Origin of the sequence: Streptomyces johnsoniae, assembly GCF_031845565.1 — a bacterium.
Classification (GTDB): domain Bacteria; phylum Actinomycetota; class Actinomycetes; order Streptomycetales; family Streptomycetaceae; genus Streptomyces; species Streptomyces johnsoniae.
The window spans coordinates 353,446-371,548 of sequence record NZ_JAVREV010000003.1 but is presented as its reverse complement, the minus strand read 5'-3'; the positions used below and the strand labels follow the sequence as shown (position 1 = coordinate 371,548).

Sequence of the window (18,103 nt, the reverse complement as noted above, 5' to 3'; positions counted from 1 at the left end):
CCCCGCAGCGGTCGTGCCGCATGCGGGGGCATGACGTTTGTGGTGTGTCACACGCGGCCGTGGTCCTTGACCGTGGCGACGAACGCCGACCAGGCCCCCGCCGGAAGGACCAGTGCGGCACCATTCCGCACCTTGCTGTCCCGCACCGGCACGAAGCCCGGAAGGCCGTTCGCCACTTCGACACAATCGCCGGTCCCGTTGCTGTAGCTCGACTTGCGCCAGGCCATGTTGTCAATCGTGCTGTTCATAGCTCCCTGCTACGTCTGCCATGAGGCGCCGCGACGCCTGCTCATCCAGTGAGGCCCGCCAGATTTCTGCGAACGCATCGTCGTACTTCTGCACCTCCGTGGGTTTGTCCAGGTACAGGCTCCCTGTGTAGCCATCCGAGTAGACGGTCGGGGGCTCCGTCTCGGCGCCGTCGCCGTTGAGCGGGAATCGCAGGACGTTGAACGGGCCCGTGACGAGGCCCGGGTGCGCGGCGGCGGTGAACGGGACGACCCGGATCTCCAGATTGGGCAGTTCGGAGACGTAGATCAGGTGGGCGAGTTGCCGGGACATGGCCCCGTGGCCGCCGACGGGGCGCCGCAGGACCGACTCACCCAGCGCGATGTGGAGCGATGGCGGGTAGGTGACCCGGTTCAGCAGCACTTGGCGCTCCAGGCGCAGCTCCACGCGGCGGTCGAGATCGTCGTCGTCCACGTCGCGGACGTGAGTACGGATGATCTCCCGGGCGTACTCCTCGGTCTGGAGAAGACCGGGGACAACATCACCGTGATACAGGTCGATCCTCGCTGCCGCCTCTTCGAGACCGATGTACACATCGAAGTGCTCGGGAATCACGTCGCCGTAGGCATGCCACCAGCCGCGCGCCTTGGTCTCCTTGGCGAGCCCCATCAGCGCCTCGGTCATCTCGGGCGAGGCCCCGTAGATCATGCACATGGCCTGGGCATCAAGACTGCGGAGACTGGTCTGCCCGGTCTCGATGCGCCAGAGCTTCGGCTCGGACCACTCCAGCCGCCGCGCCGCCGCCCGTACGGTGAGCCGCGCCTTCATGCGCAGCTCCCGTAGGTGGCGCCCGAGTTGGCGCCTCGGCACGGTCGAGCCGGTCGGACGTGTTGTCACGGGCCCCTCCTTCTCCCTGTCGTTCATTCTGAAGGACTTTCATCGCCCGGTCTGTAGTGGTTCCGCTCCCCGTTCTGGGGGGCGAGTCACCAGTTCGAAAGGTTCTGACCGGAACAACGATTTGTAGTCTTGCACTTTCTGCCGCAGCGGCAACAGAGTGAAGTCACGTCATCACGCGACGCGTTGCCTGGCGCCCCGGGCTTCCCACGCGTCTGTGCGTCACAGGAACGACTGAATGGCAGGTGACCCCGTGAGCACTCCTCCGCGCCCTTCCATCCCGACGGAGGCCCCCGATTCAGGAGACCGCCCGACGACGGCGGAACTTCTCGCCCAAGCCGATGAACTCGCCCAGCGGGTACGCGAGCACCTCGGACAGCAAGAGCCCGGAACGGTCAAATGATCAGCCAACTCCGCCGCGTCCGGGCGTGGTTATCAACGTGTCGGTGAGGGCCACACGGCCCGCCCGCCGACCCGCCGACCATGGCGCTGCCCCGGATGCTCGCGGCACTTCCCCCGGCCGTACATGTACGGCGTAGTGGACGCCTACCTGGTCCTGTCCGAGGTCCGTAGCGCACCGACCGCGAAGCCCTTGTCCCGCTCGGTGGCACCGGCTCCCATGCGCTCCGTCACAGGAGGCCGAAAGCCAGAACCTCGGTGGCCGCGGCAGCCGGCCGCGACACCACCGCACCCCGCACGAAAACGTGTCCCAGGATGCACCGCCGTCCCCCGTACAGACACCGGAGTGCCACTGCCATGACGCCTCAGCCCGTGCGCCGCATAGCCACCCCGCCCACCGCCCGAATCCTGGTCTCCGTCGAGGTCGACGTGCACACCGTCCGGCGTGGCGACCAACTCATGGTCGGCGGACAGCCGTTCACCATCAGGGACATGACCGCGCTGGGTCCGGACCGCAAGCGCCTGACGTTCACCACCGGGGAGATCCTGACGATGAACGCCACCACCATCCTGTGGGCCGCCCGCCACATCGATCCCCGCCTGCGCAGGGGGACGCCACGGTGACCGCCTCCGGCTCAGTCCCGCAGGACCGCGGCGATGCCGCGTTCGGTGCGGACGAACGCCGGGAACTGGTCGGGGGTGCAGTGCACTTCGTGCCAGCCGGGGCCGGTCAGTGGTGGGCAGCCGAGCAGTGGTGTCCACTCCCCCGGCGGCGCCCACAGCAGGCGGCGGCCGCCCGGTTCGAGGATCGGTGCCACGAGCACGTCCGGCCCGAGGAGGTACTGGAGGTCGGCGTCGCGGGCGGCCCGGTCGCCTGGGTGTGCCAGCGGCATCGGCCGCATCAGGGGCAGTTCGGCGGCGGCGGACTCGGCGAGGTAGGGCCGCAGCCGGTGCCGCAGCCGGCAGGCGGCGATGACGGCGGAGCGCACCGGCTCCGGGTAGACCGTGGGCTCGCGGCGGCCGACGCCGTGGAAGCGGGTGATCGGCGAGAACACGGCCCACTGCGCCCACCGGCCGTACAGTTCCGGCTCGACGTCGGTGGGCGTCCCGTAGGGCGCCATGGTGGCGCGCTGGGCGATGGCCGCCCGGTAGGACGCGGGCGTCCAGTAGCCGCCGGCGTCGTGGGTGACCAGGGAGGCGCCGCTCAGGGACATGGACAGCAGGGCCCGCAGGGTGGAGACCAGGCCGCTCCAGGTGGACGGCAGGTCGCCCGCCCAGTGCGCGGGGTCGCGCTGGGAGCCGGCGGTGCCGGAGCGGGCGATGGCGACGAAGTCGCCGGGGCGGGTCGCAAGGCCCGTCTCGCGGACCGCGTCCTGGTAGATCAGGCCGTAGCTGTTACGGCGTTCGGTGCCGGTGGTGCCGTCGGCGAACACGGCGGCGTCGGGGATCTCCTCGCCGAAGTCGGCCAGGACCGCGGCGTTGCCCTCGTCCTTCAGGGTGTGGGCCAGGCGGTCCGACCACCAGGCCCTGGCCCGGGCGTTGGTGAAGTCGACGACGAGCACGTTCTCGTTGTCGGCGGCGGAGACGGGCCGGCCGGCGGCGTCGCGGACCAGGTAGCCGAGGTCGCCCAGCCGGTCGGCCAGCGGGGAGCCGCGGGTGACGTACGGGTTGATCCACAGGCTGGTGCGCACCCCGCGGTCCCGCAGCGGGGCGGTCCAGCCCTTGGGGAAGCGGCTGCGGTCGGGCCCGGTGCTCCAGGAGGCGTCGTGCAGGACGGACTCCTCCAGCCACTCGTCGACGTGGATGACGTCGACGGGGCAGTCGGCCGCGCGGAGTTCGTCGACGGTGCGGACGACTTCCTCGGCGGTGAAGTAGGACGAACGGCTCATCCACACCCCGTAGGCCCATTCGGGCAGGGCGCGGGGGCGGCCGGTGAGGGCCAGGTAGCGGCGCAGGATGCCGGGGGCGTCGCCGGTGATGAGGAACAGGTCGAGCGTGTCGCCGCCGATCTCGACGCTCGCGGCCTCGGAGTGGGTGGCGCCCAGGTCGGCCTCGACGGTGCCGCCGGTGTGGGCGTACAGGCCCCAGCCCGCGTCGGACCACAGCAGCGGGATGTTGAGGTAGGCGGCGGCGCGGCCGGCGGCGCGGCTCTCCTCGGTGTTGCGCAGTTGGCGGTGCCGGCCGCGGAGGTTGATGCCCTGGTAGCTCTCGCCGCCGCCGTAGACGGCGGCGTCGGGCGCCAGGTGGATCGTTTCCACCCAGCAGCCGGCGGGGTGCTCGGCGGTCGGCGGGCGGTAGCCCGCGCGGAACGGCACGGTGTCCGCCTCGGGGTCGGCGAACCTCCGGTAGGCGCCGCAGGTGAGGCCCTGTCCGCCGTCCCACAGCGCCTCGACGCCAGGACCGCTGATCCGGGTGCCCTCGGGCACGCGGGTCAGCTCGGCGGGGGTGTCGGGCAATCCGGCGAGCAGGGGCGTGCCGTACTCGGGGGCACCGCTGGTGCCCGCTTCGCGCAGCCGCAGCACGCCCTCGACGGGAACGGTGCACGACAGGGTCAGCGTGCGGCCCGAGGCGAGCGTGACACGCAGGTGCCGTCCGTCGGGCGCGGGTTCGGCCGCCACGTACGGGTCGGTCTCCGCCGTCATGGCCACCTCCGTCGCTCGGCGGACGCCGCGCGCGCCGGCCGCGCGGGGGCCCGCGCCGAGTACCCGGCCCCCGGCCTGCGGAAACGCTGCGCGGCCTGGGCGACGGGGGCCTGCGGCTGCTGCGAGGGCTGCGGGTGGAGACGCGGGGCGAAGGGGCGGGGTGGGGGCTCCGGCGCGGACGCGGGAAGAGACGCGAGACCCCGGGGGTCGCGGCGGCACCGGCCGTTCCCGGGGCAGCCCTGCGCCCCGGTGGCGCGGGGGCGGCCGGTCGCGCCGCTGGACGACGCGCCGCCCGCGATGCGGGCCGCGGTGACGCACCTCGCGGCCGTGACCGGCGGCAGGGGGCGCCGCTCGGCTTCGTCGCGCGAAGGAGGACGTCCGGCCGAGCTGGGCGGTCCCGGTGCGAATGGCTTCCGAAGGCGTCGGGTACACGGCCCTGGTCAGCGATGAGGAACGATTCGAGAATCCGGAGGACGCCATGGGCAAGACCAATCCCATCGAGGTCCAGAAAGCCCTGAAGGACACCAGCTACCCGGCCGGGAAGCCGGAGCTCGTCGAGCGGGCCAGGGCGAACGGCGCGGACAAGGGGCTGGTCAAGAAGATCGCCGACATGCCCGGAGACCGCTTCGACGGCCCGAACGACGTCGAGAAAGCGATCTTCGAGTGACCGGGTCACAGCCCGGCAGCACCGCCCCCGTCGCCCTGGTGACGGGGGCGGAGTCCGGAATCGGCCGGGCGACCGCGATCCGGCTGGCGCAGGAGGGCATGGACGTCGGCATCACCTGGTACCGCAGCGAGGCCGACGCCGAGGAGACGGCGCGGGAGGTGCGGGCCGCCGGCCGCCGGGCGGAGACGGCACGGATGGACCTGGCGGACCTGCCCGCCGCCGCGGACGTGGTGGACGCGCTGGCGGAACGGCTGGGGCGGCTCGACGTGCTGGTCAACAACGCGGGAACGGGCAGCCCCGCGACGCCGTTCACCGATCTCGACCTGCCGACGGTGCGGCACGTGCTGGACGTCGACCTGGTCGGCCCGCTGCTGTGCGGGCAGCGCGCGGCGCGGCGGATGATCGCGCAGGGCGGCGGGGGGCGCATCGTGAACGTGACCAGCGTGCACGAGCACCAGCCGCGGGTGGGGGCGGCGCCGTACTGCGCGGCGAAGGGGGGCCTGGGGCTGCTCACGCAGGTGATGGCGCTCGAACTGGCCGAGCACGGCATCCGCGTCAACGCCGTCGCGCCCGGCGAGATCGCCACGCCGATGACCGGGCAGGCGGGCGTCGACGTGACGACGCGGGAGCGGCCCGGGGTGCCGCTGGGGCGGCCGGGCGATCCGCGGGAGGTCGCCGAGGTCATCGCGTTCCTCGCCGGGGACGGGTCCGGGTACGTGACCGGCGTGTCCTGGCCGGTGGACGGCGGGATGCTGCGGATGGGCCCGATGGCCGGGTCCCATATGCGCGAACACACCTGGCGCCGCCCCGGCACCGGCGCCTGAGGCGCGGGCGGCCGGGGCGGCGCGGGCGGCCGGGGCGGCGGCGCGGCTCAGGCCACGGCGGCCAGCTCCGCCGGGCGCGGGGCGGGCGCGGGCTCCGAGTCGGGCGCCGTCTCGGCGGCGGGCCGCGGGGCGCGGCGCGTCGCGAGCGCGAGGCCCGCGGTGGCGGCGATGGCGATGACGAGACCGCCGGCGACGAGGGCGGCGCGCGCGCCGGCCAGCTCCATGAGCACGCCGATCACGGGCGGGCCGATCAGGCCCCAGCCGGTGCTCAGACTGCGCCACACGCCCAGGACGCGCCCGCGCATGTGCGGCGGCGGGTCGGTCTGGAGAACGGTCGTGCCCGCGGTGTCGGACACGGATTCGACGACGGCCATGGGGATGACGAGCAGGATCAGCAGGGCCAGCGTCGGGGTGAACCCGGTGGCGATCTGGAGCACGGCGCCCGCGCCCGCCATCGCCGCGACCAGGCGGACGGAGGGCCGCTGGAGCAGCCCCGCGAGCAGGGCGCCCGCGATACCGCCGATGGCCAGGGCGGTGGAGACGGTGCCGAACGCGCCGGGTCCCGCGGCCAGCGGGCCGGTCACCAGAACGGCCAGCGTCAGGGCGTAGTTGCGGCCGAAGATCGCGCTCAGCCCTGTGATGGCCGCGAGCGCGACGAGCCGCGGACGGCCGAAGAAGAACCGCAGGCCCTCGCGCGGGTCGGCGCTCGGGCGCGCGGCCTCGGCGGGCGCCACCTGGGCGTCCGGGTCGGTCGAGCGGTCGATCAGCCGCAGGAACGGGATGACCGCGGCCACGAAGACGAACGACAGACCGTTGGCGACGAACGCGGCGGCCGTGCCGAACAGCACCACGGCACCGCCGGCGAGCGCCGTTCCGGCGAGGCGGCCGACGCTGTGCACGGCCGAGCCGAGGGCGATCGCGGAGGGCACGTCCCTGGTGCGCACCAGGTCGTTGCCGAGCAGAGCGCAGGCCGGGTTGTCGACGGTGGCGATCACGCCGGTGACGGCGGAGAGGATCAGCAGCAGCGGCACGTTCAGCGCGCCGAACGCGACGAGAGCGGCCGTGGTGAAGGCGACGGCGCCAAGGGCCGCCTGGCTGACCGCGGCGGTCAGCTTGCGCGGCCAGGCGTCGACGGCCGCGCCGCCGAGCAGGCCGAGCAGCAGACCGGGACCGGCCTGGACGGCCAGGGACACGCCGGTCATGGCGGCGGAGCCGGTGACCTGGAGGACGAGCAGGTTCTGGACGGTGAGCTGCATCCAGGTGCCCGCGTTGGACACCAGGTTGGCCGCCGACCACCAGCGCATGCTGGGGTAGCGCAGGCAGCGCCACGGGCTGCGGCGGGTGGCGGGGGCAGGCGCGAGTGCAGACATGGGAAAAAAAGGGGGGTGGGGGGCGGGGAAGACCCCGGACGGTGCCGGGGACGCCGCCCACCATGGCAAATGCGGCCGGAGCCGGGGAAGACCAAGATCACCCCGGCGCGGTCGCCGGTGCCGTCACTCCTTGGGGCGCCTGGCCCGTACGCGCTGCGTGCGCTTGCTCACACCCGCGCTCACACCCGCAGGACGACCTTGCCGGTTTCCTTGCGCTGGAACATCGCGTAGGCGTCGGACGCCTGGTCGAGCCGCAGGTGGTGGGTGGCGAAGTCGTCCGCGCCCAGCGGGTCGTCCCCGGCGAGGAGCGGCAGGATGTCGGGCACCCAGTGCCGGACGTTGGCCTGGCCCATGCGCAGCTGGATCTGCTTGTCGAAGAGGGTGAGCATCGGCATCGGGTCGGCCATGCCGCCGTAGACGCCGCTGAGGGAGATGGTGCCGCCGCGGCGGACGAGGTCGATGGCCAGGTGGAGCGCGGACAGCCGGTCCACACCCGCCTTGCCCGCGATCTTCTCCGCGGCCCGGCCGGGCAGCAGCCCGCCCAGGTTCTGCGCCAGCTTGCCCGCGGTGCCGCCGTGGGCCTCCATGCCGACCGCGTCGATGACGGAGTCCGCGCCCCTGCCGTCGGTGAGGTCGCGCACGGCCTCGACGACGTCTTCCTTGCCGGTGACGTCGAGGGTGGTCACGCCGCGTGCGCGGGCCCTCGCCATCCGTTCGGGCACGAGGTCGATACCGATGACCTGCCGGACGCCCCGCAGGAGGGCGATGCGGCAGCACATGTCGCCGATCGGGCCGAGGCCGAGCACGGCCAGCGTGCCGTTCTCGGGGACGTCCGCGTAGGCCACGGCCTGGTACGCCGTGGGCAGCACGTCGGACAGGAACAGGTACCGGTCGTCGGGCACGTCGGGCGGCACGATGACCGGGCCGTAGTGGGCCTGCGGCACCCGCAGGTACTCGGCCTGGCCGCCGGGCACGGAGCCGTACAGCTTGGTGTAGCCGAACAGCGGGGCGCCCGTGCCCTGCTCCCGCACCTGCGTCGTCTCGCACTGCGTCTGGAGCCCGCGCGCGCACATGAAGCAGGAGCCGCAGGCGATCTGGAACGGGACGACGACCCGGTCGCCCGGGCGCAGGTCGGTGATGGCGGAGCCGACCTCGGTCACGACGCCCATCGGCTCGTGGCCGAGAATGTCCCCCGGCGTCATGAACGGGGTCAGCACCTCGTAGAGGTGCAGGTCGGACCCGCACAGGCCGGTGGACGTCACCCGGATCACCGCGTCCGTCGGCTCCTCGATGCGGGGTTCTGGCACCTCGTCCACCCGCACGTCGCGCTTGCCGTGCCACACCACTGCCTTCATGGCGCCTGCCTCCGGTTCCCGTCGTCCGGCCTAAGAACGCCGGGCGAGTACCCCGCCCGGCCGGTGTCAGTCGGGCGGGCGCGGGGTGATCAGCCGCGGGTGGTGAGCAGCAGGGAGCCGGCCGCCAGGCTCACGGCGGCCAGCACGGCGCAGGCCGCCGCGCACAGCACGCGCCTGCGCAGGCACCGGTAGCGGTCGGTGTACTCCGCCTGGAGGCCGCGGCACCGGTCGGCGACGGCGACCAGGACGCGGCGGGAGAGGGCGATGCGTTCCTCCGCGTACCGGTCGGCCAGCTCGGCGCGCTGCTCCTCGCTGAGGCCGGTCAGCCGCGCGGCGAACAACTCGGCCTCGGCGCGGGCGCCCGCAAGCTCGGCCTGCCACAGCAGGTAGCCCTCCAGTTGCGCGATGCCCGCGGCGGCCTCGCGTTCGCTGCCGCCCGTGCTCATCTGCCGGACTCCCGCGGGCCGGAGCCGGGGTCGGGGCCGGGGGCGTGCGTTCCGGACTCGGCGATGTCCCGGCGGCCGGTCTGGCGGGACTGGTCGACGACGGCCACGTCGGGGTGGTGCAGGTCGAAGGCGGGCGCTTCGGAGCGGACGCGGGGCAGGGTGGTGAAGTTGTGGCGCGGCGGCGGGCAGGAGGTGGCCCACTCCAGGGAACGGCCGTAGCCCCACGGGTCGTCCTCCTCGACCTTCGGCGCGTGCCGGGCGGTGTGCCAGATGTTGTAGAGGAAGGGCAGGGTGGACAGGCCGAGCAGGAAGGCGCCGATGCTGGAGATCATGTTGAGGGCCGTGAAGCCGTCGGCGGCCAGGTAGTCGGCGTAGCGGCGGGGCATGCCCTCGGCGCCGAGCCAGTGGTGGACGAGGAACGTGCCGTGGAAGCCGACGAACAGCGTCCAGAAGTGGATCTTGCCGAGCCGTTCGTCGAGGCAGGTGCCGGTGAATTTGGGCCACCAGAAGTAGAACCCGGCGAACATCGCGAAGACGACGGTGCCGAACACCACGTAGTGGAAGTGCGCGACAACGAAGTAGCTGTCCGTGACGTGGAAGTCCATCGGCGGGGAGGCCAGCAGGACGCCGGTCAGGCCGCCGAAGAGGAAGGTGACGAGGAAGCCGATGGACCACAGCATGGGCGTCTCGAAGGACAGCGAGCCGCGCCACATGGTGCCGATCCAGTTGAAGAACTTGACGCCGGTGGGCACGGCGATGAGGAAGGACAGCAGCGAGAAGAACGGCAGCAGCACGGCGCCGGTGGCGAACATGTGGTGGGCCCACACGGTCATCGAAAGACCGGTGATGGCGATGGTGGCGCCGACGAGCCCGATGTAGCCGAAGATCGGCTTGCGGCTGAAGACGGGGATGACCTCGGTGATGATGCCGAAGAACGGCAGCGCGACGATGTAGACCTCGGGGTGGCCGAAGAACCAGAACAGGTGCTGCCACAACAACGCGCCGCCGTTGGCGGAGTCGAAGATGTGCGCGCCGAAGACGCGGTCGGCGGCGAGCCCGAAGAGGGCGGCGGCCAGCACGGGGAACGCCATGAGCACCAGCACGCTGGTGAGGAGGATGTTCCACGTGAAGATCGGCATGCGGAACATCGTCATGCCCGGTGCGCGCATGCAGATGATGGTGGTGATGAAGTTGACCGCGCCGAAGATGGTGCCGAAGCCGGACAGAGCCAGGCCCATGACCCACATGTTGGGGCCGACGCCCGGGGAGCGGATCTCGTTGCTGAGCGGGCTGTAGGCGAACCAGCCGAAACTGGCCGGGCCCTGCGGGGTCAGGAAGGAAGCGAGCACCAGCAGCCCGCCGAACAGGTACAGCCAGTAGGCGAGCCCGTTGAGCCGGGGGAACGCCACGTCGGGGGCGCCGATCTGGAGCGGCATGATCCAGTTGGCGAACCCGGCGAACAGCGGGGTGGCGAACAGCAGCATCATGATCGTGCCGTGCAGCGTGAACGCCTGGTTGTACTGCTCGTGGGACAGCATCTGGATTCCGGGGCGGGCGAGTTCGGCCCGCATGGCCATGGCGAGTACGCCTCCGACCAGGAAGAACAGGAAGGAGGTGACGAGGTAGAGCGAGCCGATCTGCTTGTGGTCGGTCGTGGTCAGCCACGACACCACGACCCGGCCGGGAGTCTTGGGCTTCTTCGGCGCGGGGCCGCGTGCGTCGGCCCGCGCCTCGGTGACGGTCGCCATGAACGGGTCCTTTCCCTGAAGGTCGCGGCCCGTTTTATCGGTGTGCGGGCGACCCCAGCCGGTTTGACTCGTTCGTGGGCGTGTGCGGACGTTCAGCGACCGCCGGGCGGCGGGGCGGAGTCCGCCTCGACAACCTGCGCCAGCCTGCGGACCATCCGGCGGTTGCGGATCTGGAGCAGGGCCTCGGACAGCATGTTGTGCAGCCGGCCGCCCGGGCCGGTCAGCGGGTGCTCGTCGATGGTCACCAGGGTGTTCTCCTCGCCCCACGGGCGCAGGTCGATGCCGATGCGGGCGGTGCCCACCAGGCGGCTGGCCGCCTCCAGTTCGAGCACGCCGACGGGTTCGCAGGCGCGCACGACGGTGCGCCCGTGGAGCGTGGCGGGGCCGACCTTGACGGTGTAGCGGAGGGCCGCCCCGACCTCGGGCCAGGTGCCTTCCACGGGCTGCGAGCCGGCGGTGCCGACCACCCACTCGGCATACCTGGTGCCGTCGGCGAGCACGGCCCACACCGCGGACGGGGGGCGTCGGATCAGTACGGGCCTCACGGCCATGTGCGGCTCCTCACACGCGGGTTCCATCGGGCTCGGTGCAGGGCGGCGCGGGCCGCGTTCGCCCCGCAGGCCCCGTGCACGCCGCCGCCGGGATGTGCGGAGGACGAGGCCAGGTACAGGCCGGCCACCGGCGTGCCGGGGCGGCCGGTGCCGGGGACCGGGCGGAAGACCAGTTGCTGGTGCGGGGCGGCGGTGCCGCCGCCGAGCGCCCCCCGGTACAGGCTGGGGTTCAGGGCTTCGAGACCGGCCGGGGGCAGTATCCGCCGGGCGGCGATGGTGTCCCGGAAGCCGGGCGCGAATCGTTCGACGGCCGCCTCCAGCCGGTCGGCCAGGGCCTCCGGCGGCGCCGCCCCCGCGGCGCCGCGCGGCAGGTGGGTGTAGGCCCAGGCCGATTCCGTGCCGGCCGGGGAGCGGCCGGGGTCCGCCGTGGTCATCTGGCCGAAGACGGCGCAGGGGTGGCGGGGGACGGTTCCGCAGGCCAGGTCGGCGGCGTAGCGGGTCAGGTGGTCCCGGCTGTCGGCGAGGTGCACGGTGCCCGCCGCCGCGGCGGCCTGCGCGGTCCACGGCACGGGCCGGGTCAGGGCCCAGTCGACCTTGAACGTGGGGTGGTCCCACTGGAAGCGCCGCAGGTCCGCGCGCAGCCGGCGCGGCAGGTCGGCCCAGTCGACGAGGCCGCCGTACAGCGCGGGCGCGGGCACGTCGGCCAGGACGGCGCGGCGGGCGGGCACCGGCTCGCCGTCCGCGGTGCGCACGCCGAGGCAGCGCCCGTCGCGCACCAGGACGCGGTCGACGGGGGTGTTGCAGCGCACCTCGCCGCCGCGGTCGGCCAGGCGGCGGACCAGGGCGTCGGTGAGGCGCCCGGCGCCGCCGGCCGGAACGGGCCAGCCGTACCGCTGGCCGAGCATGGTCAGCAGCCAGCCGAACGCGCCGCTGCCCGCGGACTCGGGCGAGAGATCGGCGTGCAGCGCGCTGCCGGTCAGGAGCAGCGGCCCGCCGGGCCCGGCGAACTCCTCGTCGCCGAGCCGCCGCGCGGGCAGGGTCAGCATGCGCAGCAGGCGCAGTCCGTCGGCGGCGGGCAGCAGGCGGCGCAGGACGGCCGCGCCGCGGCGCAGCGGCGGGAACGGGCCGAGGAGCGCGTCGAGGAGGTCGGGGGCGAGCCGGTCCCAGCGCGCCACCAGGCGCAGCCAGGCGTCGCCGTCGCCCGGCGCGAACGCCTCAAGCGCGGCGGCCGTGTGCTCAGGATCGTGGTGCAGGACGGCGCAGCGGCCGTCGGGCAGCGGGTGGGCGAGGACGGCGGGGGCGTGGCGCCAGGTCAGGCCCCAGCGTTCGAGGCCGAGCCGCCGCAGGGCCGGGGAGGCGACGGCCAGCGGGTAGAAGGAGCTGAAGAGGTCATTGACGTGGTCCGGGTGGACGCCGCGGTCGCTGCGGACGGCGCCGCCCGGTGCCGCGGTGGCTTCGAGCACCAGCACGTGCCAGCCGGCGTCGGCCAGCATGTTGGCGGCGACGAGGCCGTTGGGACCCGCGCCGATCACGACGGCGTCCGGCGCGCCGCGCGGGGTCACTGCGACTCCCCAGGTCCCCTGGCCGCCTCCCGCAGGCGGCCGCCGCCGGGCAGGCGGCGGCGCAGCGGCGGGGTGTCGCCGCCGCCGCTGCCGCGCAGCCCGGAGAGGAAGCGGGCGGTGGCGTCGGCCGCGGAGTGCCGCGGGTCCCAGCCGAGTTCGCGGCGGGCCCGCCCGGTGTCCATCAGCGGGAAGGTGAGGACGGCGTCCAGCATGGCCGCCGACGTGGGCACCAGGCGCAGGTGCCAGGCCGCGTCCACGGCGGCCCGCAGCGGCCGGTAGGGCACGGGCAGCAGGCGCGCACCGGTGAGGCGGGCGAGCAGGCGCGGGTCGACGGGGGGTTCCGCGGCGATGTTGAACGGGCCGCGGACCTGCTGGAGCGCGGCGCGGCAGAAGGCGTCCGCGGCGTCGTCGGAGTGCAGCGCCTGGAAGGTGAGCCCGGCCAGGCCGGGGAGCACGCGCAGCGGGCGCGGGGGCCGCCGGGCGGGGAGGAACGGGCCGGCGAACAGCCGCCGTTGCTGCGGCGCGCTGTCCGCGGCGACGACGATGCCGGGCCGCAGCCGTACGACGCGCACGCCGGGGTTCTCGTACTCGAAGACGTCCAGGAGCCGTTCGGTGTACGCCTTCTCCCGGCAGTAGGGCGCGGTCGGCCAGCCGTCGGTGGGCCAGGACTCGTCCACGCGGCGGTCCTTGGGCCCGGGGGCGTAGGCCACCACGGAGGAGGCATGGATCAGCGCGGGCACGCCGGCGCGGGCCACGGCCGCGAACACCCGGTCGCTGCCGAGGACGTTGGTGCGCCAGGTGACCTCGGGGCGGTGGGCGGGCTGGAAGAGGCACGCGAGGTGGATGACGGCGTCGGCACCGGCGAAGAGCCGGTCGAGACCTGGCTCCTCGGTGATGTCGGCGCCGATCCAGGTCACACCGTCCGGGGACGTCTCCGGACGGCGGCGGGCGATGCCCACGACGGACCCGACGCGCGGGTCCGCGGCGAGGCGCCGCACGACACCCGTACCGATATTGCCGGTTGCCCCGGTGACGACGATGCGGGCGGATGCGGTGTTCAGGTCAGCTCCGCATATCCGAAGAGATCGGCGTAGCCGGAGGGCAGCTGACTGAGCAGTTTGTTCATCGCGCCGCCCGCGACGCGTTCCGAGAGAACGGAGAAAACGACGCGGGTATCGGTCTCCGCCGTCTCCACATCCTCGTCCGCATGGTCCGCGACGTTGCTGATGAATTCCTCGACCCCCCAGCTGCGTCCGGTGTCGTCCGCGCTGTGGAGGATTTCCGCCAGCGGCATGGGCAGCTGGTCCGCGAGGTGCTCGGCGGAAGGCCCGGGAAGGCGCCGGCCGAGGGTGGTCAGGACCGATTCGACGATGCGTTCCGCCTCGTCGGCGGGGTACTCCCCGCGCTCGCGCACGGTCGAGAGAAAGGCGCTGTAGGACACGGTGCGGCCCTTTCCTGTCGATTGCGTTTCCGTCTTTTCCAGGTCGTGCCCTCCGCGTAACCAGCGGGGCGCGCGGGAAACCTCGGCGGCCCCCGGCGTTCGAGATGTGCGCGCGGGCAAATGCGGGCAGACTTGTCGGGAACGGCCTCTTCCCGTGGCGAGCAGCGCGAATCGCACGCCCACCCTCACCTGGGAGAGCAGGAATGAATACACCCGCAAACCCCCGCAAGAAGCGACATCCGCACGACGACGCGCCGGACACGAGCAGTCAATTCCAGCGCATTGCCGAGCTGCCTCCGTGTCCGGAGCGCGAGGCATTGCGCCGGGACGTGATATGTGCGTGGATTCCGATGGCGGACCGGCTGGCGCGGACGTTCCGCGACCGTGGCGAGGCGCTGGAGGACCTGGAGCAGGTCGCGGCGCTCGGCCTGGTGAAGGCGGTCCACCGGTTCGATCCGAGCCGCGGGCGGCCCTTCGAGAGCTACGCCGTGCCGACGATCGTCGGTGAGGTGAAGCGCCACTTCCGGGACCACATGTGGGGGCTGCACGTGCCGCGGCGCACGCAGGAGCTGCGGAACCGGGTGCGGGCCTCGGCCCGGCAGCTGAGTTTCCGGCTCGACGAGCGGGGGCCGAGCGTGGAGCAGATCGCGGAACACAGCGGCCTGACCGAGGACGAGGTCAGGACCGGCATGGAGGCGCTGGAGAGCTTCAGCACCCTGTCGTTGAATGCTGAACTTCCAGGCGCGGACGGCGACTACTCGCTGCTCGACACGCTGGGCTCGCACGAGCCCGGGTTCGACCGCGTGGTGGACCGCGAGTCGGTCAAGAGCCCCTTGCAGGCGCTGCCGGAGCGCGAGCGGCACATTCTGTACCTGCGCTTCTTCCACGGCATGACGCAGAGCCGCATCGCGCGGCACCTGGGGATCTCGCAGATGCACGTCTCGCGGCTGCTGAGCCGGGCCTGCGAACGCATCCGCACCGAGGTGGACGGCCACGACGGCACGGTGGAGCCCGCGGCCGCTCCCGCGCCCGCCGCCGGCGGAACGGTGGCCTGAGATGCGTCTCGGCCCGCTGCGGCGCCCGCTGCTCGCCCTGTGGATCGGGCGGAAGGTCTGGCGCGCCGTACAGCGGCACCGGCGCCGCGGAGCCCGCCGCCCCTGAGGCGAGGCGGCGGGCCCGCGGCCTTCGTCGGCGCGCCGTCAGGGCAGGGCGCTGCCGCCGGTGGCGTTCAGGATCTCCGCGGTGACGAAGCCCGCGTCCTGCGAGGCGAGGAAGACGTAGGCCCGCGCCATCTCGCCCGGCTGGGCCGGGCGGCCCAGTCCTGACTGCGCGCCGAACTCGCTGGTGTCGGGCATCGTGGCGGGGATCAGCGGCGTCCACACCGGTCCGGGGGCGACGGCGTTGACCCGGATGCCCTCGGGCGCGAGCTGTGCGGCCAGGCCCTGGGTGAAGGTGACGATGGCGCCCTTGGTCATGGCGTAGTCCAGGAGCTTCGGGCTCGGCCGGTACGCCTGAACGGAGGTGGTGTTGATGATGCTGCCGCCCGCCGGTATGTGCGGGAGCATCATCCGGCACAGCCAGAACATGCCGTACAGATTGGTGTGCACGATCCGGTCGAACTGCTCCGTGGTGATCTTCTCGATGCCATCCGGCTGGGCCATCTGGTAGGCGGCGTTGTTGACCAGCACGTCGACGCGGCCGAACTCGGCGACGGCCCGGTCCGTCAGCCGGCGGCACTCCTCCTCCACCCGGATGTCGCACGGCAGCGCGACCGCGCGGCGGCCCGCCTCGGTGACGAGACGGCACGTCTCCTCCGCCTCGTCCGCCTCCTCGGGCAGATGCGTGAACAGCACGTCGGCACCCTCCCGGGCGAAGGCCAGGGCCACCGCGCGGCCGATGCCGGAGTCCCCGCCGGTGATGACCGTGCGGCGGTCCGCGAGCCGGTCGCAGCCGCGGTACGTGCGCTCGCCGTGGTCCGGCCGCGGCGACATCTCCCCGGTGTCGCCCGGGGGCTCCTGCGACTGGTCGGCGAACTCCGGCGCGGGGTGGCGCTCGGTGGGGTCCTGCGGTTCGGGCTCTCGTGCCGTCATCTGACGCTCCTTTCCGCGGCCGCCGCCGCGCGGCCGGATCGCGCGCGGCACGGTGCTTCCCGTTCAGTCCTTGCTCTGGTCACCGCCGGTGAGGTACTGCTGGAGCTTGGCCTTGAGCCCCTTCTTGACCACGTCGGCGCGGTCCGGGTCGCCCTTCAGCAGCGCCTTGGCGGTCGCTTCGATCTGCTCCCACGTCGCCGCCGGCGGGATCGGCGGCACCGCCGGATCGGTGAGGAACTCCACGACCGCGGGCCCCGGCGCGGCCAGCGCCTCGCGCCAGCCCGCCTCGACGTCCTCCGGCTTCTCCACCCGCACCCCGGTCAGGCCGAGGGAGCGGGCGAAGGCCGCGGCGGACACGTCGGGCAGCTCCTGCGAGGGCAGGAACTGCGGGGCGCCGGACATCGCCCGCATCTCCCAGGTCACCTGGTTGAGGTCCCGGTTGTTCCACACGCCGACCACCAGGTGCGGATTCTCCCAGGTGTGCCGGTACTTGGCCGCGGTGATCAGCTCGCTCATGCCGTTCATCTGCATCGCCCCGTCGCCGACGAGGGCCACGGCGGGCCGGTCGGGGTGGGCGAACTTCGCGCCGATCGCGTACGGCACGGCACAGCCCATGCTGGCCAGCGTGCCGGACAGGGAGCCGCGCATCGTCCCGCGCATGGTGATGTGGCGCGCGTACCAGTTGGTCACGGACGCGGAGTCGACGGCGAGGATCGCGTCGTCGGGCAGCAGCGGGTCGAGGGCGTGCGCGACGTACTGGGGGTTGATGGGGTCGGCGTCGACCAGCTCCGCCTGCCGGGCCAGCGCCTCGTGCCAGCGCTCGGCCCGCTCGGCCAGCTCGCGGTGCCGCTGCGCCGCGCCTTCCTTCCGGTGCAGCAGCGGCAGCAGCTTGCGCAGCGTCGCCGTGGCGTCGCCCACGAGGTTGACCTCGTACGGGTAGCGCATGCCGATCAGCCCTGGGTCGATGTCGATCTGCACGCCCCTGGCCTGGCCGAACTCGGGGAGGAACTGGCTGTAGGGGAAGCTGGAGCCGATGGTGAGGAGCGTGTCGCACTCGCGCATCAACTCGTAGGAGGGGCGGGTGCCGAGCAGGCCGATGGTGCCCGTCACCCAGGGCAGCGTGTCGGGCAGGACATCTTTGCCCAGCAGCGCCTTCGCGACGCCGGCGCCGAGGAGTTCGGCCAGGTCCTCGATCTCCGCGCGGGCCTTGGCGGCGCCCTGCCCGACGAGGACGGCGACCTTCTCGCCCGCGTTGACGACCTCGGCGGCGCGCGCGAGCGCGTCGTCGGTCGGGGTGACCGTCCAGGCGCTGTCGTCGCGGCTGGAGGGCACCATCAGAGACGCATGCTCCGGCTCGTGGTGGTCCAGGGTCTGCACGTCGGCGGGCAGCACGACGACGGCCGGGGCGCGGCGGCCGTAGGCGGTGCGGAAGGCGCGGTCCAGCACGTTCGGCAGCTGCTCGGGGACGTTCACCGTCTCCAGGAAGGCCGCGACGTCCTTGAACAGCGCGTGCAGGTCGACCTCCTGCTGGTAGGCGCCGCCCATGGCGGTGCGGCTGGTCTGGCCGACGACGGCGACCACGGGGACGTGGTCGAGGGCCGCGTCGTACAGGCCGTTGAGCAGGTGGATGGCGCCGGGTCCCGAGGTGGCGGTGCACACCCCGGCCCGGCCGCTGAACTTCGCGTAGCCCACGGCCTGGAACGCGGCCATCTCCTCGTGCCTTGCCTGGACGAAGCGGGGTTCGTTGTCGGCGCGGCCCCAGGCCGCGAGGAGTCCGTTGATGCCGTCGCCGGGGTAGCCGAACACGACGTCGACGTCCCAGGCGCGCAGCCGGGAGAGGACGAAGTCGGCGACTGTCTGGCTCATCATTGACCTTTCAGCCTTGAGCG

At 73.1% G+C, this 18,103-nt stretch carries 17 protein-coding genes; 4 read left to right on the top strand and 13 right to left on the bottom strand.

Features of this window, described 5'->3' with window-relative positions:
• Positions 1-47 precede the first annotated feature (47 nt).
• The gene (locus RM779_RS07810; RefSeq protein ID WP_311616927.1) at positions 48-248 is read right to left on the bottom strand and encodes a DUF397 domain-containing protein; all 201 of its coding nucleotides are present in this window, start codon (positions 246-248) and stop codon (positions 48-50) included.
• Entirely contained in the window at positions 232-1,122 is an 891-nt protein-coding gene (locus RM779_RS07805; RefSeq protein ID WP_311616926.1) for a helix-turn-helix domain-containing protein, read from the bottom strand. The genes RM779_RS07810 and RM779_RS07805 overlap by 17 nt, the downstream gene beginning before the upstream one ends.
• Before the next feature lie 753 nt (positions 1,123-1,875).
• Between RM779_RS07805 and RM779_RS07800 the strand changes: the two genes are divergently transcribed.
• Positions 1,876-2,142 (top strand): hypothetical protein, encoded by a 267-nt coding sequence (locus tag RM779_RS07800; RefSeq protein ID WP_311616925.1) that lies wholly within the window; start codon positions 1,876-1,878, stop codon positions 2,140-2,142.
• 11 nt (positions 2,143-2,153) lie between these two features.
• Here the strand turns inward: RM779_RS07800 and RM779_RS07795 are convergent, their stop codons facing one another.
• Positions 2,154-4,160 carry a glycoside hydrolase family 31 protein gene (locus RM779_RS07795; RefSeq protein ID WP_311616924.1) on the bottom strand — a complete coding sequence of 669 codons (2,007 nt, stop codon included), beginning with the start codon at positions 4,158-4,160 and terminating at the stop codon, positions 2,154-2,156.
• Positions 4,161-4,566: 406 nt separating this feature from the next.
• Here RM779_RS07795 and RM779_RS07790 point away from each other — a divergent pair, with 406 nt between their 5' ends.
• Together RM779_RS07790 and RM779_RS07785 are read left to right on the top strand one after the other, a co-directional pair.
• On the top strand, positions 4,567-4,827 hold the full coding sequence (locus RM779_RS07790; RefSeq protein ID WP_311616923.1) for a DUF2795 domain-containing protein: 261 nt from the start codon (positions 4,567-4,569) through the stop codon (positions 4,825-4,827).
• Positions 4,824-5,651, top strand: a complete 828-nt coding sequence (locus tag RM779_RS07785) for an SDR family oxidoreductase (protein WP_311616922.1) — start codon at positions 4,824-4,826, stop codon at positions 5,649-5,651. The genes RM779_RS07790 and RM779_RS07785 overlap by 4 nt, the downstream gene beginning before the upstream one ends.
• Positions 5,652-5,698: 47 nt before the next feature.
• On the opposite strand, the gene RM779_RS07780 is transcribed toward RM779_RS07785, so the two are convergent.
• The 8 genes from RM779_RS07780 to RM779_RS07745 all read right to left on the bottom strand — a co-directional run bounded on the left by RM779_RS07780 (position 5,699) and on the right by RM779_RS07745 (position 14,124).
• Entirely contained in the window at positions 5,699-7,021 is a 1,323-nt protein-coding gene (locus RM779_RS07780; RefSeq protein ID WP_311616921.1) for an MFS transporter, read from the bottom strand.
• A gap of 179 nt (positions 7,022-7,200) precedes the next feature.
• Positions 7,201-8,376 (bottom strand): zinc-dependent alcohol dehydrogenase, encoded by a 1,176-nt coding sequence (locus tag RM779_RS07775; RefSeq protein WP_311616920.1) that lies wholly within the window; start codon positions 8,374-8,376, stop codon positions 7,201-7,203.
• A gap of 89 nt (positions 8,377-8,465) precedes the next feature.
• Positions 8,466-8,822 carry a hypothetical protein gene (locus tag RM779_RS07770; protein WP_311616919.1) on the bottom strand — a complete coding sequence of 119 codons (357 nt, stop codon included), beginning with the start codon at positions 8,820-8,822 and terminating at the stop codon, positions 8,466-8,468.
• Positions 8,819-10,570: an aa3-type cytochrome oxidase subunit I gene (ctaD, locus tag RM779_RS07765; protein WP_311616918.1), complete on the bottom strand. Its 1,752-nt coding sequence runs from the start codon at positions 10,568-10,570 to the stop codon at positions 8,819-8,821. The genes RM779_RS07770 and ctaD overlap by 4 nt, the downstream gene beginning before the upstream one ends.
• A gap of 92 nt (positions 10,571-10,662) precedes the next feature.
• Entirely contained in the window at positions 10,663-11,121 is a 459-nt protein-coding gene (locus RM779_RS07760) for an SRPBCC family protein (protein ID WP_311616917.1), read from the bottom strand.
• Positions 11,112-12,614, bottom strand: a complete 1,503-nt coding sequence (locus tag RM779_RS07755; RefSeq protein ID WP_394813246.1) for a phytoene desaturase family protein — start codon at positions 12,612-12,614, stop codon at positions 11,112-11,114. The genes RM779_RS07760 and RM779_RS07755 overlap by 10 nt, the downstream gene beginning before the upstream one ends.
• A gap of 65 nt (positions 12,615-12,679) precedes the next feature.
• Positions 12,680-13,744: an NAD-dependent epimerase/dehydratase family protein gene (locus RM779_RS07750; protein WP_311616999.1), complete on the bottom strand. Its 1,065-nt coding sequence runs from the start codon at positions 13,742-13,744 to the stop codon at positions 12,680-12,682.
• Positions 13,741-14,124, bottom strand: a complete 384-nt coding sequence (locus RM779_RS07745; RefSeq protein ID WP_311616915.1) for a DUF2267 domain-containing protein — start codon at positions 14,122-14,124, stop codon at positions 13,741-13,743. The genes RM779_RS07750 and RM779_RS07745 overlap by 4 nt, the downstream gene beginning before the upstream one ends.
• Positions 14,125-14,327: 203 nt before the next feature.
• On the opposite strand from RM779_RS07745, the gene RM779_RS07740 reads away from it, so the two are divergent.
• Positions 14,328-15,179, top strand: coding sequence for a SigB/SigF/SigG family RNA polymerase sigma factor (locus tag RM779_RS07740; protein ID WP_311616914.1), 852 nt, complete (start codon positions 14,328-14,330; stop codon positions 15,177-15,179).
• Positions 15,180-15,323: 144 nt separating this feature from the next.
• On the opposite strand, the gene RM779_RS07735 is transcribed toward RM779_RS07740, so the two are convergent.
• The gene (locus RM779_RS07735; RefSeq protein WP_311616913.1) at positions 15,324-16,214 is read right to left on the bottom strand and encodes an SDR family oxidoreductase; all 891 of its coding nucleotides are present in this window, start codon (positions 16,212-16,214) and stop codon (positions 15,324-15,326) included.
• A gap of 63 nt (positions 16,215-16,277) precedes the next feature.
• Complete coding sequence (locus RM779_RS07730; protein WP_311616912.1) at positions 16,278-18,080, bottom strand: thiamine pyrophosphate-requiring protein; 1,803 nt, start codon at positions 18,078-18,080, stop codon at positions 16,278-16,280.
• Between the last annotated feature and the right edge of the window lie 23 nt (positions 18,081-18,103).

Excerpts from the sequence above, each read along its gene's own strand:
- RM779_RS07775 (WP_311616920.1), bottom strand. The coding sequence starts at position 8,376 with ATGAAGGCAGTGGTGTGGCACGGCAAGCGCGACGTGCGGGTGGACGAG.
- RM779_RS07755 (WP_394813246.1), bottom strand. The coding sequence starts at position 12,614 with ATGCTGGCCGACGCCGGCTGGCACGTGCTGGTGCTCGAAGCCACCGCG.
- RM779_RS07800 (WP_311616925.1), top strand. The coding sequence starts at position 1,876 with ATGACGCCTCAGCCCGTGCGCCGCATAGCCACCCCGCCCACCGCCCGA.
- RM779_RS07780 (WP_311616921.1), bottom strand. The coding sequence starts at position 7,021 with ATGTCTGCACTCGCGCCTGCCCCCGCCACCCGCCGCAGCCCGTGGCGC.
- RM779_RS07810 (WP_311616927.1), bottom strand. The coding sequence starts at position 248 with ATGAACAGCACGATTGACAACATGGCCTGGCGCAAGTCGAGCTACAGC.
- RM779_RS07790 (WP_311616923.1), top strand. The coding sequence starts at position 4,567 with ATGGCTTCCGAAGGCGTCGGGTACACGGCCCTGGTCAGCGATGAGGAA.
- ctaD (WP_311616918.1), bottom strand. The coding sequence starts at position 10,570 with ATGGCGACCGTCACCGAGGCGCGGGCCGACGCACGCGGCCCCGCGCCG.
- RM779_RS07770 (WP_311616919.1), bottom strand. The coding sequence starts at position 8,822 with ATGAGCACGGGCGGCAGCGAACGCGAGGCCGCCGCGGGCATCGCGCAA.
- RM779_RS07795 (WP_311616924.1), bottom strand. The coding sequence starts at position 4,160 with ATGACGGCGGAGACCGACCCGTACGTGGCGGCCGAACCCGCGCCCGAC.
- RM779_RS07760 (WP_311616917.1), bottom strand. The coding sequence starts at position 11,121 with ATGGCCGTGAGGCCCGTACTGATCCGACGCCCCCCGTCCGCGGTGTGG.
- RM779_RS07730 (WP_311616912.1), bottom strand. The coding sequence starts at position 18,080 with ATGAGCCAGACAGTCGCCGACTTCGTCCTCTCCCGGCTGCGCGCCTGG.
- RM779_RS07740 (WP_311616914.1), top strand. The coding sequence starts at position 14,328 with ATGAATACACCCGCAAACCCCCGCAAGAAGCGACATCCGCACGACGAC.
- RM779_RS07735 (WP_311616913.1), bottom strand. The coding sequence starts at position 16,214 with ATGACGGCACGAGAGCCCGAACCGCAGGACCCCACCGAGCGCCACCCC.